At 53.2% G+C, this 17,152-nt stretch carries 16 protein-coding genes; 12 read left to right on the forward strand and 4 right to left on the reverse strand.

Features of this window, described 5'->3' with window-relative positions; genetic code table 11:
- The first annotated feature begins 237 nt into the window (after positions 1-237).
- The 8 genes from ACZ0AZ_RS03580 (at position 238) to ACZ0AZ_RS03615 (ending at position 9,022) form a co-directional block, all read left to right on the forward strand.
- Positions 238-522, forward strand: coding sequence for a hypothetical protein (locus ACZ0AZ_RS03580; protein ID WP_434766644.1), 285 nt, complete (start codon positions 238-240; stop codon positions 520-522).
- Positions 519-791, forward strand: coding sequence for a DUF3077 domain-containing protein (locus ACZ0AZ_RS03585; protein WP_463538717.1), 273 nt, complete (start codon positions 519-521; stop codon positions 789-791). The genes ACZ0AZ_RS03580 and ACZ0AZ_RS03585 overlap by 4 nt, the downstream gene beginning before the upstream one ends.
- Positions 788-3,694, forward strand: a complete 2,907-nt coding sequence (locus tag ACZ0AZ_RS03590; protein WP_064118913.1) for a DUF927 domain-containing protein — start codon at positions 788-790, stop codon at positions 3,692-3,694. The genes ACZ0AZ_RS03585 and ACZ0AZ_RS03590 overlap by 4 nt, the downstream gene beginning before the upstream one ends.
- Positions 3,695-3,785: 91 nt before the next feature.
- The gene (locus ACZ0AZ_RS03595) at positions 3,786-4,766 is read left to right on the forward strand and encodes a chromosome segregation protein SMC (protein WP_463538718.1); all 981 of its coding nucleotides are present in this window, start codon (positions 3,786-3,788) and stop codon (positions 4,764-4,766) included.
- Between the two features lie 65 nt (positions 4,767-4,831).
- Positions 4,832-5,020, forward strand: coding sequence for a hypothetical protein (locus ACZ0AZ_RS03600; RefSeq protein ID WP_064118912.1), 189 nt, complete (start codon positions 4,832-4,834; stop codon positions 5,018-5,020).
- Between the two features lie 772 nt (positions 5,021-5,792).
- Positions 5,793-7,094, forward strand: coding sequence for an HD domain-containing protein (locus ACZ0AZ_RS03605; RefSeq protein WP_064118911.1), 1,302 nt, complete (start codon positions 5,793-5,795; stop codon positions 7,092-7,094).
- Complete coding sequence (locus ACZ0AZ_RS03610; protein WP_463538719.1) at positions 7,081-8,265, forward strand: DNA methyltransferase; 1,185 nt, start codon at positions 7,081-7,083, stop codon at positions 8,263-8,265. The genes ACZ0AZ_RS03605 and ACZ0AZ_RS03610 overlap by 14 nt, the downstream gene beginning before the upstream one ends.
- Before the next feature lie 19 nt (positions 8,266-8,284).
- The gene (locus ACZ0AZ_RS03615; protein WP_463570958.1) at positions 8,285-9,022 is read left to right on the forward strand and encodes a hypothetical protein; all 738 of its coding nucleotides are present in this window, start codon (positions 8,285-8,287) and stop codon (positions 9,020-9,022) included.
- 8 nt (positions 9,023-9,030) lie between these two features.
- Here the strand turns inward: ACZ0AZ_RS03615 and ACZ0AZ_RS03620 are convergent, their stop codons facing one another.
- From ACZ0AZ_RS03620 to ACZ0AZ_RS03630, 3 genes are all read right to left on the reverse strand, one after another.
- A complete protein-coding gene (locus ACZ0AZ_RS03620) occupies positions 9,031-9,585 on the reverse strand; it encodes an AAA family ATPase (protein WP_064118908.1) in 555 nt (184 codons plus the stop codon).
- Positions 9,561-10,442, reverse strand: coding sequence for a hypothetical protein (locus tag ACZ0AZ_RS03625; RefSeq protein ID WP_155740666.1), 882 nt, complete (start codon positions 10,440-10,442; stop codon positions 9,561-9,563). The genes ACZ0AZ_RS03620 and ACZ0AZ_RS03625 overlap by 25 nt, the downstream gene beginning before the upstream one ends.
- 1,778 nt (positions 10,443-12,220) lie before the next feature.
- Complete coding sequence (locus ACZ0AZ_RS03630) at positions 12,221-12,469, reverse strand: DUF6429 family protein (RefSeq protein WP_463538720.1); 249 nt, start codon at positions 12,467-12,469, stop codon at positions 12,221-12,223.
- 219 nt (positions 12,470-12,688) lie between these two features.
- Here ACZ0AZ_RS03630 and ACZ0AZ_RS03635 point away from each other — a divergent pair, with 219 nt between their 5' ends.
- Positions 12,689-13,018: a hypothetical protein gene (locus tag ACZ0AZ_RS03635; protein ID WP_123444200.1), complete on the forward strand. Its 330-nt coding sequence runs from the start codon at positions 12,689-12,691 to the stop codon at positions 13,016-13,018.
- 35 nt (positions 13,019-13,053) lie between these two features.
- Here the strand turns inward: ACZ0AZ_RS03635 and ACZ0AZ_RS03640 are convergent, their stop codons facing one another.
- Positions 13,054-13,803 (reverse strand): hypothetical protein, encoded by a 750-nt coding sequence (locus ACZ0AZ_RS03640; RefSeq protein ID WP_039761414.1) that lies wholly within the window; start codon positions 13,801-13,803, stop codon positions 13,054-13,056.
- Positions 13,804-13,919: 116 nt separating this feature from the next.
- On the opposite strand from ACZ0AZ_RS03640, the gene ACZ0AZ_RS03645 reads away from it, so the two are divergent.
- The 3 genes from ACZ0AZ_RS03645 to ACZ0AZ_RS03655 all read left to right on the forward strand — a co-directional run bounded on the left by ACZ0AZ_RS03645 (position 13,920) and on the right by ACZ0AZ_RS03655 (position 17,114).
- Positions 13,920-14,285 (forward strand): hypothetical protein, encoded by a 366-nt coding sequence (locus ACZ0AZ_RS03645; protein WP_129997631.1) that lies wholly within the window; start codon positions 13,920-13,922, stop codon positions 14,283-14,285.
- Between the two features lie 100 nt (positions 14,286-14,385).
- The gene (locus tag ACZ0AZ_RS03650; protein ID WP_463538721.1) at positions 14,386-15,123 is read left to right on the forward strand and encodes a hypothetical protein; all 738 of its coding nucleotides are present in this window, start codon (positions 14,386-14,388) and stop codon (positions 15,121-15,123) included.
- 71 nt (positions 15,124-15,194) lie between these two features.
- Positions 15,195-17,114 (forward strand): alkaline phosphatase D family protein, encoded by a 1,920-nt coding sequence (locus tag ACZ0AZ_RS03655; RefSeq protein WP_463538722.1) that lies wholly within the window; start codon positions 15,195-15,197, stop codon positions 17,112-17,114.
- The last annotated feature ends 38 nt before the right edge of the window (positions 17,115-17,152 follow it).

Here is a 17,152-nt window from a genome sequence, read left to right on the forward strand (position 1 = left end):
CGCCAACCTGCGCACAGCTGCCACCTTAAATCGTTTGGCGACGATCAGTGGCAGCTCCATCCTCAAACTTGGAGCGTCACCCATGCCCGCACTCAATCCGTCCAAAATTCGCGCCGCTGCACACCGTGCAATGGCTCTCGCCGCTTTACACGCCAACTCCAGCCTCGCTACACGCCTCTCCCGTTACAACGCTCACATGGCCAAAGCCCGCGCACTCGAAATCGCAGGTGGCACCCAATGAACAACGCCCTGAGTTTCTCGCTGCCTGAAGACCTGCTTTGCGTGAATCCAAAAGCTGATGCCGGTGTGCCCATCGACGCCATTACCTGCGCCATTGATCGTGCCGACTCAGTGCTGACGCTGCTTGAGGATCACTTCGAAAACGAATCCTCCCGCCTTGCCAATCACGTCATTGCTGCGGTCCTTTGGGATGTGCGCGGCACCCTCGGTCTGATCAAGACTCTTGCAATGCACGGCGATAACACCTCAAAGCCTGCTGTGCAGAAAGGCGGTGCGCTATGAGCGCTTCCACTACACCCGGCCACGCTACTTTTTCTCGCGTCAACGCCACCGACTTGAAGCTGTTTAGAGTAAATGCCGGTGTGCCCGTTGAGGACGCGCTGGAGATGGTGTCGTTGCTTCAGCATCACGCGAACCAACTAAATTTCGACGCTGCCATGAGTGACAACGGCGAGCGTTTCAGTTGGCCCGCCCTGTACTTGGGTGAGATGGCCAAAGCCCTGATTGACGACATCAACGACGCGTTGTTTCTGCCGAGGGCTGACGTATGAGCCAGCGACCTAGCAGAACAGATAAACGTCCGAGCTTCGCCGACGTTAAGGCCGCCGCGCTGAAAGACATCGATCGCGTCCTGTCGCATTGGCTGCCCAACGGCAAGCGCGTCGACGGCGGTAAGGAATACACCGCACCGAACCCGACCCGCAGCGACAAACGCGCCGGCTCTCTCAAGGTCAATTTGAACAAGGGCACCTGGGCCGACTTCGCCACCGGCGACAAGGGCGGCGACCTGATCGATCTGGTGCGCTATCTGGACGGCGGCACCGATGTCGAGGCGTGCAACAAGCTTGCTGATTGGCTAAACGTTGCGCCCGGCGAAGCCAAGACGAAGACGGCACCGATCAAACCCAAGGCGCCGACATGGAACGCCATCCTACCGATCCCGGCCGAAGCCATGAACAAGTGCCCGGCCAAGCATCGCGATCACGGTGCACCGTCCAAGGTGTGGATCTATCGTGACGTGCAGGGTCAGCCCCTCATGGCGCTGTACCGCTTCGACCTCGGCCCGGATGAAGACGGCAAGCCGAAGAAGGTCTTTGCGCCGCTCACGTGGTGTCAGCGCTCCGATGGTCAAACCAAGCAATGGCGTTGGCAGGGTCTGCCAGATCCCCGCCCCCTACTGCGCCGTGATGAACTGGCCCAGCGTGCTGATGCATCGGTAGTGCTGTGCGAAGGCGAAAAAGCCGCCGATGCCGCCGCCGAACTGCTGCCGAATTACGTATCCACCTGCTGGCCGAACGGTTCCAACTCATGGCACAAAGCAGACCTGACGCCGCTCCAAGGCCGCGATGTTGTGTTGTGGCCGGACAACGACGACAGCGGCAAAACCTGCATGGCCACCGTTGCCGAAAAGCTGCGCGGAATCGGCGCCGGCTCGGTCCGGGTAGTCGCGCTGGAGGTGTTCAAACGCAAGCCCGTGCTGAAAAACGACCGAGCCGCGTTTGCCAAAGGTGGTCAATGGGATGACGGTGATGATGCCGCCGATGCTCTCGCCAAAGGCTGGACAGCCGCCCACTTCGCCGAACTGGAAAACAGCGGTGAGCTATTCGGCGTGATCAAGCAAGAGGTGATTGCTGCTCCAGTCAAATCCGAGCCGGAAGCGAAGCCTAAGGCAGCCGCCAAACGCCCTACCAAATCGAAAAACGATCTGATGCCCGGTGGCTTTCGCCTCACATCCGAAGGTGTGTTTTATGCCGGTGACGACGGTGAGGCGCGTCCGGTGTGTTCGCCACTGGAGATCCTCGCCCGTACTCGCGACGACAAGGGTCAGAACTGGGGATTGTTGGTTGAATTTGACGATCCCGACGGCGCTAAGAAACGCTGGAACATCCCGGCCCGCACTATGACGGGTGACTTCGGCAAAGACGTGCTCGGGCCGCTGGTGGACATGGGGCTACGCCTCGCAGGCAGTCGGTCGGGGCGCAATGCACGCAATGACCTGCAGAGCTATCTCGGAGGCTTCGACAGCGCCCAAAGGGCACGGCTGGTCACGCGCTTGGGTTGGCATGATACTGCGTTTCTTCTGCCCGAGCAGCAGGTCGGCGCGCACAGCGAGCACCTGCACTTCTACGAAGCCGGTTCGCAACTTCCTCCGATCAGCGAAGCGGGCACGCTTGAACAATGGCAGGAGCAGATCGGCGCGCTGTGCGTCGGTAATCATCGTCTGGCATTTGTCGTCGGCGTGGCCTTCGCAGGGCCGCTGCTGCACATGCTCGGCCATGAGTCGGGCGGCTTTCACCTGTACGGCGATAGCTCCGGCGGAAAGACCACGCACCTGCAAGTTGCCGCTTCGATCTACGGCGGACCGCGCCTGGTGCGTTCGTGGCGGTCCACCGACAACGCGCTCGAATCCATCGCCGCCGCGCATTCCGATGGCCTTCTGGTGCTCGATGAGATCGGCATGTGCGACCCGCGCATCATCGGCGAGACGGTGTACATGCTCGGTAATGGCACCGGGAAGGCACGCGCAAACGATCGAGGCCAAGCTGGCCGACAGGTACAGGAGTGGCGCCTGCTGTTTCTCTCGACCGGCGAGAAGACCTTAGCCCAGCACATGGCCGAAGCCAACAAGGAACTGAAGGCAGGCATGGAGGTGCGCATGCTTGCAGTCCCGGCCGATGCCAGCAAAGGCCTTGGTATGTTCGACACACTCAACGGTTTCGAAGATGCCGCTGCCCTGTCCGACGCGCTCAAGGCTCGCGTAGCGAAGTACTACGGCACACCACTCACTGCCTTCCTGTCAGCGCTGTGTGAACCCGGTAAGCATCATGGATGGTCCGCCATCCTGCGCCGCACGCTGGAAGGCTTTATTGCCAAGTCGCTCCCGGCGTCCGCGAGTGGACAGGCACACCGTGCCGCTGCTCGCTTCGGCCTCGCCGCCGCAGCAGGCGAGCTGGCCACAGCAATGGGCATCACCGGCTGGCCGGACGGAACCGCTACCACTGCTGCTCGCGTATGCCTGAATGCTTGGCTAAACGAACGAGGCGGCGCCGGTAACTTCGAGGGTGATGCGATCTTGGCGCGCCTGCGCCAGGTCATCGAACGCTTCGGCGAAAGCCGCTTCACCCGCTGGGAATCGGCGGCAGCCAAGATCGACGAACACGGTCCGCGCACCATCGACCGTCTCGGCTTTCGCAAGACGCTGGAGCACGGCATGGGCGACACCATGCACACCACCAACACCTATTACGTGCTGCCTGAGGCGTGGCGCTCCGAGATCTTCCGGGGCATGAACATCAACGCCGTGAACAAGGAACTGCTGCAGCGCGGAGTGCTGGAACCGGCCAGCGACGGCAAAGCATCGTGCTTGGTCCGGTTGCCCGGCCTCGGCCCGCAACGCTGCTACATCGTGAAGACGATTCCGGGAGCGGATGAAAGCGAGGCTCGGGCTGCCTGAGGGCATCCCCGCTGATCGAGGTAACGCCGGCTTACTCCCGGCCTCGCCAGCCGCTCATTCAACCCAAACCTAATTTGAAGGAACAAGACAGATGAAAGAATTCCAAGCTTCTACCGAACAACATGCACTGCTGGTCAGCGAACTGAACTGCAGCGAGACCACCTTACTTGCACTGCCGAACTCGGATAGCACTCACGCGACCGCTAATTACGAAAAGAAGCAACGGTTGATCGATGAGATCGACCAACTCACCATCCGCCGTGATAAATACCTGAGGACGGCTGAAGAGCAATACGCCGAGATGGCACCGCTGGAAGCCTTACTGGAGGGCGACGACGAATTGGATGCAAATCGTCTGCTTGAAGTCCGCAGTGAGTACAACACGCTGAAACTCCCATACGACTCAAATAAACACCATGCCTGGATCTTAGATACTCAGATCACTCGACGCGAACAACTGCTCAATCACGAAACTTTGATGGCCGGTTACACCGAATCGATGGCGAACTGGAAAGCCGACGAGCAAGAGCTCAACGAAAAACGCGAGAGCCTCAGCACCCGTTTGGAGCAAATCCAGCAGCAAGCGGTAGAAGACTTGGCCAAGGCCCGGCAAGCCGAAACAGATGCAGCCACCGCCTACGCACAGGCAGTGGCTTGGGGCGACACTGAGGGCGAAAAGAACGCCAATACAGACGCGCAAAAGGCTGCGAAAAACCTTGCGACTGCCATCGAGCACAATCGTCGCCAGCACCTAATCATTACCGCGCTGGAGCAGGAGCTGGTCATCGTCGACCAACACATTGCCGAGGCGCAAAGCGAAAACCTAGCCATCCAAAGAACGGCCTTGTTGCTGGCCGAAAAGGTACTGGCAGAGCAGTGGAACGAAAAAGCTCAAGCACTGATGGATATGGGCGCCAAGCTGTGGGCTACCCAACGTTTGCTGGGCGGCGACCAACTCAGCCTTAGAAGGTTGGTGCTGCCTAAAGAAGGTGAAGGCTTCGACACATGGGGCAGTCGTGAACTCGCTGACCGCTCGTACAAGTTCACCGTAGAAGACATCTTTTCGCTGTAACGCACTGAGCCACCGGAAACAGCCTGCGCACGCGGGCTGTTTGTAACACAAAAAGGACGAAGACCATGATCAACCAAATCCGAAGCAGCGCGAGCTGGAGCGACACCTTGAAAGCGCGCAAGGAGCACTTGACCGCTTTGCTAAAAATTGTCGACCTCAAAACCGGAAAGACCACAAAGGTCCAGGCACTCACCATCAATCTCATCAAGAATGAAATGAGCTATGTGGAAGGTAAATTGAAAGGCCGGCCGTAATGATCCAAGAAGCGCCAGATACGGCACACCTCAGACTTCCACGACTGGTATTCGCAAGTCTCGTGAGCATGCGATTCAAAACGTCCTACCTCCAAGGGAAGTCTTAGAGCCCAAAGGTGTGATAACAAGCACTCAAAAACTAAAAGTCGAAGACTAATTCGAAGCAATTTTAAAGCTAGACGAATAACAAATTTAAAAGTTCGAAAGATAAAGGCCTTAAGGGGCCTTTTTTAACATCTTAAGATCAATACTTACATTCAAAACAACACGTACAAAACGCTCCAAACTTACTAAAAACAAATACAATACATTTTTATTTTATGCCAGCCAACCAACTTTGGACTTGTCTTTTCAATACAATTAGATAGACCAAAACTTCGCCACCAGCATACACGACACGTATTTGCTAACAGTTACTTACTACTGATACGCCGTGATGGGTAGCCAGGATCCCAGTTTTTCGTCTGAGAAGACCATCCAGGGTGCTTCGGATACCACCCGTTTCCGCGGCCTTTCGAAACTCAAGCTATAGCGTCTTTCTAACGATCAATTTTGCCCAGTGAATCGCCGTTGTAGGCTTGCTTCCCAGCTTAAGCCGACGCCAGGCCTTACCAAGCCTAAAAGGTGGTTTGAGCGGGTAAAAAACCCTAGATAGTCTGTGGTTGCAGGATGACGTTTCCACAAATGATCTGTTCGCGTTATCTGTGTACAATCGCCGCATAGCACCCGATTTTGGGCGTACACCTTGCACGCGCTTTGACTGAAGGGCCATATGGAATTCCACGACATTTTACATGGGCTCATGCGATTCTCTGATGAGAATCTGACCTCCCTACTCGCAGATCTTATAGATAGCCCGGAGATTCACCGACTGCGAAATATGCGGCAGATGAACTTTGATGTGCCGCTAATTCAAGAGCTAGGAAGATCTCGTCGCCTCCCACACTCCATAGGTGTGACTTTCCTAGCTGTGGAGTTGGCACATAAGAGCAATCTCAACTTAAATGACACTAAAGCGCTACTCGCTGCAGCACTGCTACACGACGCCGCTATACCTCCGTACGGACATCTGGTTGAGTCCGAGCTGAAATATATAACTCCAGACTTCAACCATGAAGAGAATTTAGCAAAGATCATTCGCGGCACTCTAGGCAACGAAAATACATTTCAGCACATTGTTAAGAATAAAGAACTAAAGCTGACACCCATCTTGCAAAAACACGGCGTCGACATCGAAGCTGTGATTAATATAGTTTGCCCCAAGAAAGGGACAACAAGCCCTGTTTCGGCCGACATAGATATCGACAACATTGATAATGTGCATCGTATGGCAGCTATGCTTGGCTGGGATGGGGCTAAAGAAAACATTAAAGCAATACGCAACTCCATGCGCCTCAAAGGTTTAAGCGGCATAACTTTTACAAAAGAGGCCATTGAGCCGCTAAACAGATGGCTCGAATTCAGAGAACGCATATACACAATGATAATTGCACATCCAGAGTGCATTCCATACAACGCCCTTCAGACCGATCTCGTCAGACTTGCCGTTGAGCACGATATAATTACGCCTACCGACTGGTATATGACTGAGCCGGAATTTGAGGATAAGCTTCGTCATGAACCATCTACTGAAACTCTTGGATGGCAGCTTATCTCAGGCTGTGAGTATCAACTGGTAGACTATGTATGGATCAAGAACTTCTCCACAACTAAAAAACTCAAAAACAAAGACATATCCGACCACATGTCTAATAACATACCTGAAGTTACAAAAAATTCTGGCTATTTTATATGGAATGAAAAAGGATTAGTAAGCAGACGTATTAAAGCAACACTGGACGATAACAAAACCGTTCATATTGGCAAAAATTCGACAAGCTGCATGATCGCACTAGTTAAAAAGAGTAGCGAAAAAATTAGATTTACTAAAGCGCAATCAACGAAATGGCGCCAAGAAGCAATTAAGAATTTCATTGAGCTCTTTGAAACTGACATATTTAACTTTGATTTCCCCGAAACGTACACAGGAAGTTTCTACTCTAAGACGGACGAGCTTCAACTTGAATACAAATGAGCAACTTGAAAATATTGACTGGTCTTTTCCCAACCTTGGGAATTCCGGAATACATTCTTTACATTGGTATCCGGCAACATATGTTGCAGCAATTCCGGGAACATTGATTCCCGTTTTCACAGAAAAAGGCGATTTAGTACTCGACCCTTTCAATGGATCGGGAACTTCTGGCGTAGAGGCTATACGCTTGGGACGAAACTTTATTGGTATGGACACTAACCCAATCGCATTACTCATGAGCGAGGCGAAATTACATTTCCCCGAGCCAAAACATCTACGACGGCATCTTGACACCATAATTACGGACACCGAGAAGTTCTTCGTCACAAGTGAAGCTTCGCAACACCCGCACCATGAAGAGCTGGCAGCCTGGTATCACGTAGACACACTAAACACCTTAAATAGAATTCTGGCCGCAATTTTAAGAATTACCAATGCAGATACCAAACGATGCTTCCTTGCAGTATTTTCAGGAATACTAAAAAATACTTCTTCGCAGGGACGCCATTGGGGATGGGTTTGTGACAACGTCAAACCTAAGCCCTTCGAATTAACCTTTAAAGACGCACTATCCACTTTCATAAACGCGGCGAATGACTATATAACGATTACCGATCAGTCACACAAGCTAGTTCAGGTGCACTCAGAAAACGAGACAAGAAAACTCACTAGATCTAGATACAAACTAATTCACGGTGACTGTGTAAAAAACATGCAGCAATTGCCGAATGAACATATAGATTTTATAGTTACCTCCCCACCATATTATGGGGTAGCGGACTATATAAAATCACAGCGACTAAGCTATCTTTGGTTTGATAAAGAGGAACTTGCTCCAGATCAGCTCGGCTTTAGGGACTTCGAAAAACTGCGAGCGCACGAGTCAGGTGCTAGATCCAATCGCACCAGAAAGAACAGCCATGAGCTTTATATGAATTTTATAAACTCTTTTTTTGTTCAGTGCCATCGCACATTGAAGAAAGACTGCTCAATGGCTTTGGTGGTCGGAGAATCTGCCGCGAGGGCGTCAACTACGACTGAGTTGATATCTGCTGCTGAATCAACAGGATTCAAATTAAGCCTTCGTAAAGAAAGAGACATCAAATCCAGCCGGAGACGGCTTATGGCAAGCGTCAAGTGCGAAGATATTCTAATTTTTGAAAAATTATAATTTTCCCATGGAGTGGAGAATGAGTGATCACAGGTTTGAAATGATTGAGCCCGAAGTCCTAAAAGTATTGGGCGATAAAAAAGGGCCAGACAAAGCTGAGCACGAAGGAAAAACCTATTACAGGTTTATGGATTTTTTTTACACCTACACTCCATACCTTGACGAACTAACTGCCGTCGAAGTAAGTGATCTTTGTAGAGCCCGAGCGAACTACCCGGAATTGATTAGCCAAACCAATGTCGACGTCCGTAATCTATTTAAGAGGGTAGCGGTAGAGCTATCCCCTAAGACTTTTCTTGAAATTGGTGCAGGTTCCCATCCGATATTCTACGACGAACCTCAGAATTCGACGGATTTTATAATCTCGGACGCAGACCAAGACGTAATTGACAGGCTTGAAAACCAACAAAACAAATGCCAACTATTCTCCAACACTCAATACAAGCTCCACTTCAACGATGATCACTTTGAGTTAGTGATGGCTGTGTTCGTTCTACACTTCCCCTTTTACAAGGAACAGCTCATCGAGCTCTATCGAACAATGAGCCCACATGGCGCCATGATTGCAAATGTTTACAGAAGAACAATTGAAGCGAAAGAGCGTCTTCATGCTGACATGGAAGAAGCCGGCTTTAAGATATATAAGATACATGACACAAAAGAGCTTTGCAGAGATCATGAGTACTGGATTATCGGAAAAGACCTAAACCATCTATACAACTGCGGCGAAGTACTAATGCGCGTCGACGCAGTTTAGCCCTGAGCTCAAGCTATCCAGTTTTCGATAGCTTGATCAACTTTTGATAGGAGCTGACTTAGAGAATCATTATTGTCGATCACCTTATCTGCCTGCTCCAACAGCGCTGGAACATGCAGCTCGCTTCTAGAGAAAACCATCTGATCGAATTTCACACGAGTTAGCTCTTTGTCTTTGAACTCCTCTGAATTAAAAAGAGCCCTCTCAAAACGTGCTTCATCAGTAGCCCTAACTCCCAATAGTTTAAACTGAGGGATAGTTCTGTAGTGTGTCAGTTCTTCAGAATACCTAATACCATCAACTACTATTCTGTCGAGACCAAGCCTCTCGATCCTGTATCTTGCTAGAAGGTCATTCCCAAACATATTAAAAAGCGAGTTCCCAAGCATGCCAAGATTATCTCTGGTTTGCTCAAGGCCCATATCAGCAAGAATCGTTCTTAATATTTCAGAGTTAGAAGCCAGAGTGTATCCGTACCGCTCAACAAGATACTTAGTAACAGTAGTTTTACCAGCCCTAACAGGGCCAACCATACCGATTACTTTAGGAAGCTGGGCGGCCATATCAACACCATCACAATATAGGTATAAACAGAAATCAGAACAACCATCCCCACACAAGCCTTGACGCTAGGAGGGTTTTTCCGCGGTGTATTATCTCTCGTATTTTCCAGCGGAAAAATTTTCGTAGTGTAATACTCCAACTGCTTAGCCAGAACAAAAAGCAATAGCATGCACAATAATGCAATATCGCCTAGGACAGCTTGAAAGGGTGACGCAATTGAAGCTGAAACACTGCTGACTAACCATGCACCGAGAAGGCAGAATATTGAAACGGAACAGTACGCACCTATACCACTAAGATAACTTAAAAACCCCGAAGGCAGTGCTTGCCGCTGAGAGTCGAGTCTAGGGCTTGTGATAACATCAACAATTAAATCCCAGATTAAATATACTGCAAACACCCACATCAACTGAAGCGCCTCAGGCCTGGCGGAAGTGACTCCAACATACGCCGCAATTGTCTTCTTACTAGTATACTCTTGGAAATTTTGCTCCATTGTTTTGACAATTGCAAAATATAGAACAACTAGAAAAACCTCAACCAAAAGAATTACAAATTCTTTCGAAAAAATTGAGGTGATATCCTTTTTTAATCCACCCGCTTGCGACTTCGACCACATCACCCAACTCATGGATACCAATAGAAGGGCAAGTAAGGAGTGCGAGAGCGTTGCAAACAAAGCACCGCGCTCAGCAGTCAAATTCTCAAACATTTTTGACGGGCTTGAAGCCGAATCCCAGCCTCCAGTGACAACAAATAACAGCTCGGATATTTGTTGAGCAACCGTTGCTGCCACGAGGGCAAACAACATTGCAATAAAGGTTCGCCTTAGTTCAATTTGAGTTGTAGTACTCACAGCCACTCCATTAGCGATTATATTTTATACAACATTCAATTAGATCATGTACGACTTACTGTGCACCATTTAACAGAGCATCATACTACCGTCGTTTCAACCGCTCCAGCAAAACACAACCTGCCTTCAAGGCAGACGAATGCATGTACCTTAGCATTGCTTTGAAATAACCTCTTCTGAGACTGATTGTAAGCTCGCCATGCGTCGCTTCAGGTGGATGTGTGTAGCCAAGCCTACAATCCCCAGTTCATGCAGCCAACCTAAGGGAGACTCGATCAACCTGCTCCGAAGCTGGACCGGAAGGTAGTTTACATTCTAAAGAGGAGGAGCACTGGCCATGCGTAGCGTTACACTTGCGAGGATGGTAACACCACACCTATCGGAAGCGACGGGAAAGTGTTACATGAAAAAATCCAATAAATACAATTACTTGTGAAGACCGTTACACGAGTAACACTTGTAACACAGCTTTCATCTGGCTAGCCCCCGCCCCCCTACGACATTGTTACCACCAGCGGACATGATGGGGTTTCCATTTGTCGTAGCCGGGGCCCCTGAAGACTTCGGCTTCATACGGGGTCGGAAACCCGCGGGACTTTGTTAGCAGACAGGTACCCAGCTTAGTGAACAGGTGAACCGGGTGAACACGCAGTTCACCAGTGCAGTTGCACAGATGATGGGAGGTCGCAGAGGCCCCTGTGCGTTTCTGAATGACACGGGGCACAAAACCCGCGTGATCTTGGCAGTGGCTGATTTTTGCACAGTGGTTGACAGGTTGACTTGGTTGACGGCCCAAGGTGTCCATTATCATCAACACAAAAGGCCATCGTTACCGCTGCGGTAACGATGGCCTTTTTTCAGCAGAATTCTTTCGATTTCAATGCCTGAAATTTCAGTAACTTTGAAATCCTCCCACTAACACAGTCCTGCGGGTTTCCGACCCCGTATCCACCCAAAATCCTCAGGGGCCCCCACCTCGGAACAAAGACGGGATTCGCTCACGCTTTAGGGCACATCGACTTACCGACCGATCGACTAGCCCCAACTCAAAAAGTAGCTAGCCAGACATAGGCAAAAATGTGAACGCACCATATGATGCCCGACTATCAAGGATAGCGGCACAAGGCCACAGAGAGGGTGTTTATGGAATCGGATGATCTGTGTGACTATTGTCGCGCTAGGGCAAACCTAGCCACCCGAGGACCTCGGAGAGGCGCTGGCGGGTACTGTAGTATGTGTAATGCCAAGATTTCTTACGGCCCCGGGAACCAAAGGAACATTTCAGTCCACGGCACTGATCACTTAGAAGTGCTAAGAGTGACAAAAGACCTCTCTAAGCAGCATCGCTCAAAACCGCTGCACATTCTGGTCACACACTGGTCCTTCTGGTTTAGCTCCCTACTGGCAATTTTAGGAACCGGAATAGCAATCTACGGTATCTCTGGCGATACAGAAGTCTCATTGTTTGGGCAAACGATTAAGTCAACCAACGTCGGTGCCACAGCGTTTTTTATAGGAGCTGTATTGGTATGGCGGAATATAAAGAATGTTCTCCATCACGACAGCCAAGGCTCCACCTGATTAGACCCAGCATAGACAATCGTGTATCCCTAGCTGTATCCCTGGCTGTACAATCCGGCCGCAAGCCACGGATTATATAGAACGCACGAGTCTCCCTCGGGCACCAACACAGAGAAAAGGTCTTGCGAAAGCAAGGCCTTTTTTTTCGTCTGGAGGAAAGTGGTTGGTGCCTATCTGGCTTTCCTCCCCAAAACAAATCAGTTCCCGGAATCGGATGTGTGCCCACCCGACTCCTTAACCCCAAACATCCGCTCAGCAATCTCCCGCCCCCGCTCCAACCCTTCCTCCGTCAACCATATCGACTTGTTCCTGTTAACCGGATTACTGATCAAACCCTGCTCGTGCAAGCGGTTCATGATCTCGAAGTCATAGCCCTTCCACGCATTGCCGTCGTCGGAGCTATAGGCTGCGAGGAGAGCAAGGACGGCGTCGTCGATCAGTTTCATGTCGTATTCCATGATGGTCACTCCGCTGATGTTCAGTGTTTGTAATCAAAGCGTCGTATCAAAGTGGATGTCAATGCTGCGCGAGCTTGTGGGTTTAGATGCCCGGTTGCTGGTTACCTCAATGCGATGACCGCCCGTATAATCGTGCCCGCAAAGTCGACTTCCGCTGGCATTTCGCGCATTGGTTTCAAGCCCTCCACTTCACTGACAGACATCCCCATGGAAACCTCACTGGAAACCGTCGCCCTTTTCTCCCTCAAACTCGCCTACGAAGAAGAAGGGCTGAGCCCGATCCTGCGCGATGACATGGTCATGGGCGATTATCAGAAAGACGTTTTCGACTTACTGGTGAAGCGCGGCGATGTCGAGGCCATTCAGTTCAAGATGAACGAATGCCTGAACCTGGCGCTGGATGCTTTGGGCGGGGTCGAGAAGCCGTTGGGGCGGGAGTTGCGCAAGTTGTCGGCGGAGTTGGCTCAGGCGCGGTCGGTGGAGCAGCTGGGTCAGCCGCTGCTCGCGCTGAAGGGGTATCTGCGCGACATTCTTTGAGTGCCGCGCTAGAGCCATGCCGTTATCTCGTCCGATCAGCGACGAGCTTTCAGTACTCGAATATCCGTTGGAAAGCCGTCAGCGCCAGCCAGTTTTTTCAAGCCCATGTATTGAAACTCACCATTGGGATCAATGTAGTCGCCCTTCTCTGCTTGCCCGCCGCCAACTATCGCAACACGCTTCACTTCGCCGCAGCCGCCATCCGACGGTCGCACCGTGTAGATCACATAGGGCTTCACGTATTGCGTGGCGCGGAAGTATTGGCCGCAGATTTCGTCGACGGTGATCAGCATGGTTTTCAGGCGGGCTTCGCCGTCGGTGTCTTCGTGCAGTTTCAGGAAGGAGATGTCGCCGACGTCGCTGTAGCCGAGGGAACGGGCGCGTTGGTAGGCGGGGGAGTTCTGGTGCGCAATACGGCCCTCCTCCACACCCCGTTGCATTTGCGCGGCGAACTCGGCTTTGCCTTGGGCCAGGGTTGCCTCGGCGTGGGCGGCGACGTTTTCGCAGTGGGCGTACTCGCTGGAGTCGAGGTGTTGCGGTAGCAGGTTAAGGCGGCGCTCGTTCATGGAGGCGAGGCTGTCTTGCAGGCCCGACGTGGCTGCATAGGCAGCGGAGACGCGACCGCTCTGGACGTCGGCGATTGTCTCCTGCATCCGCTGGCAATTGGCGAGGTAGTAATTCCAGCTGGCTTGCGGGTGTTCTTGCGCGAAGCTGAAGGTCGGGGTGATGACGGCGACAAGGGTGAGGGCGCCGAGCAGTGGCAGCAAACGGGCTGTGGAAAACATGGGTAGTCCATTACAGAGAGGGCATGGCGCGACGCTACTATTTTGCTATCTTGCCGTCCACTCTCAACAGGCGAACAAGTTGGTCGCCTCTGGCTCGTGGCAAGGAAAGAAATCCGATGGATGCTGTGTTGTGTTTGGTAGTCATGGCTGCAATGTGGTTCTGGGTGGTGCGCCAGCGCGGGCGATGGAATCTGTTGTTGGCGAACCTTGCCGGAGCGGGTAGCGCTGTGGTGATTGGCATGGTCTTCACATTGCTTTATGACGCGCTGTTCGGCACCACGATGGCAGCGCCCGGACTGCATAACAGCCTGGTGGTGTTCATGACCAGCGCGGGCGTTCTGGCGGGCGTGTGGTTGTGGATCGCCAAGCGTCGTCAGCCGGCGCATCCGGTTGCGCGTCAACTGCTCGCGGGGGTTTGTGGCTTCGCCGCCGGCATGATCACGTTGATGTTTCTGGCGGCGAATTATTTTCCGCAACCGTAGCCGGACGGCGCGTCTATTTTGCTATCTTGCCGCGCATCGTCGGCGCTTGCTGATCGTCTCGCGCCGCGCTTGGATTGTTGAAAGTTAAGGAAAGGACCTAATGGAGTTTCTGCGTTTTCTGGCGTTCGTCGCTGTCTGGGGTTTCATGTGGCGCTGGGTGGTGAAGAACCGCGGCAGCTGGAATATTTTCTACGGCAACATCGTTGGCGCGGCGGGCGGCTTCATAGTCGGGCTGGTGATGTTGTCGATCACGTTTTCGCTGTTTCCTTCGTCGTTCGGTCACGAGGCGGCGCAGGCGCAAAACACGCCAGTCGTCGAGTCGACCTCTGTACTGCCTGAAGCCGAGGCAGTCACGCCCGCCACCGAGCTGAAAGATGCGCCGGTTTTTGCTGCCATCGAAGCGGATGACAAGCCTTCCCCGCCGGACTCCGCACTGTTGCCGAATAACGTCAGCCGAGCGCCGAAATCAATGGCGGTACAAACGGTGCTGAATCAGAGCGACTACGAGGGTCGCATGGCCCTGGCCGCGCTGAACAAGAAGTTGCGCAGTGACGCACAAGCCGACAAATCGATGATCGCGTATGTCATGTGCAGCCCGTTTGTCACCAGCACCCTGCGTTATCCCGCTTCGGCGCGTTTCGCTGACAGCAAAGCGCTGGTCAGTCATCGCTACAAGGATCAGGTCTACAGCTTCAGCAACAGCGTCACTGCGCGCAACATGAATGGCGACGATGTCACCTACCGTTTCGATTGCTCCGTGCAGGAATTGCCACGGGTTGATGCGACGGCTGGGGAATGGCGTTTGCTGGCGCTGACACTGCAAAAAGCCGACTCTTAAGGCTGATTTAAGGGATCAAGGCGCCGGCTGCGCTATCATCGCCGGCCTGTGCGCCTTGAGCTTTGCCCTCGATGTTTTCAACACCTGATGACCTGATCTCGCTGCCTCCTGTCCTGGCCGGCCCGTTGCTGCGGCGGCTGGAGCCGACGCGCGTGGTGCTGTGGCTGGTGGGCTCGCGTGAACTGGCGCTGACTTTGCGCCTGCAAGGTGTAGGAGATATTCCGCTCGATGCGCAGAAATGCACGGTCATTGCCGTAGGCCGTCATGCGTTCGTGCATCTGATCGACGTCCAACTTGAAAGCGCCCTGCCCTGCGACACGTTTATCGATTACGACCTGATGATCGATGACGCCATCGGTATGGCTGAGTGGGCGCCTCATCTGCTTTACCCCGGCGCTACCTGCGCGAACCTCGTCGTGCGTTCGCGGATCGACCAATTGCTCCACGGCTCCTGCCGCAAGCCGCATCACCCGGCAACCGATGGTTTGCTCTGCGTCGATCAATTGCTGGCCGACGAAACCGATGCGCAACACCGTCCGGCGTTGCTGATGATGAGCGGTGATCAGGTCTATGCCGACGATGTTGCCGGGCCGATGCTGCGGGCGATTCATGCCTTGATCGAGCGTCTGGGTCTGTTCGACGAGCACCTTGACGGTGCCGTGGTCAGCGACAGCGCCAAGCTCTATGAGCACCCGGCCAGTTACTACCACCGTGCGGATTTGTTACCGGCGCTGGAGAGCAACGAGACCTTGCGCGAGCGATTTTTCGGTGGCGCGCGTAAGCCGATTTTCACCAGCAGCAGTGCCGACAATCACTTGGTGACGTTCGCCGAAGTCATGGCGATGTACATGCTGGTGTGGTCGCCGACGCCGTGGTCGCAGATCAATCCGAGCGCTCCGACGCTGACCCCGGAACGCCGCAAGCGCTACAACCTCGAGCACACGCGCATCGATGCCTTCAAGGCTGGCCTGGGCAACGTCGCGCGGGCGCTGGCGCATCTGCCGAGCCTGATGATTTTCGATGATCACGACATCACCGATGACTGGAATCTTTCTGCGCAGTGGGAGGAAACCGCCTACGGCCATCCGTTCTCCAAGCGCATCATTGGCAACGCGCTGATTGCTTATCTGTTGTGCCAGGGCTGGGGCAACAATCCGGACGCTTTCAAAGGAATGCTGGAGCAGACCGCGCAACTGAGTGCCAGCGGTGATGACGGCTATCTGGACATGCCGGTGCAGGATGATCTGATTGATCAGTTACTGCGTTTTCAGCAGTGGCATTTCGTGTTGCCGAGCACTCCGGCACTGGTGGTGATCGACACGCGCACCCGGCGCTGGCGTAGCGAGATGGCTCTCAAGCAACCGTCGGGCCTGCTCGACTGGGAAGCCTTGAGCGAACTGCAACAGGAACTGCTCGATCACCCGTCGGCAATCATCGTTTCGCCGGCGCCGATCTTTGGCGTGAAGCTGATTGAAACCGTGCAGAAGGTGTTCAGTTGGTGCGGTTACCCGCTACTGGTCGACGCGGAAAACTGGATGGCCCATCGCGGCGCAGCGCAGGTGATCCTGAACATTTTCCGACACTCGCGCACGCCCGGGAACTACGTGGTGCTGTCCGGCGATGTGCATTATTCCTTCGTCTACGAAGTCCTGATCCGCCACCGCAAGGCCGGCCCACGGATCTGGCAAATCACCAGCAGCGGCATCAAAAACGAATTTCCACCGGCCCTGCTGGAATGGTTCGACCGCCTCAACCGCTGGCTCTACTCACCGCGCTCGCCGTTGAACTGGTTCACCAAACGCCGGCTGATGCGCATCGTCCCGTACACGCCGGAACATGCCGAGGCCGGGGAACGGCTGTGGAATTCGGCGGGGATCGGACAGGTGTTTTTCAATGAACAGGGGCAGCCGAGCGAGATTGTTCAGCACAACTCGAATGGGGCGGAGAAGACGAGGATGCTGGCGCCGGAGTTGGGAGATGGGCCAGACTGAAACCAGATCTGAGCATAGGTGGAGGGCCCGGCAACGGG

The organism is Pseudomonas sp. AC239 (assembly GCF_979258545.1).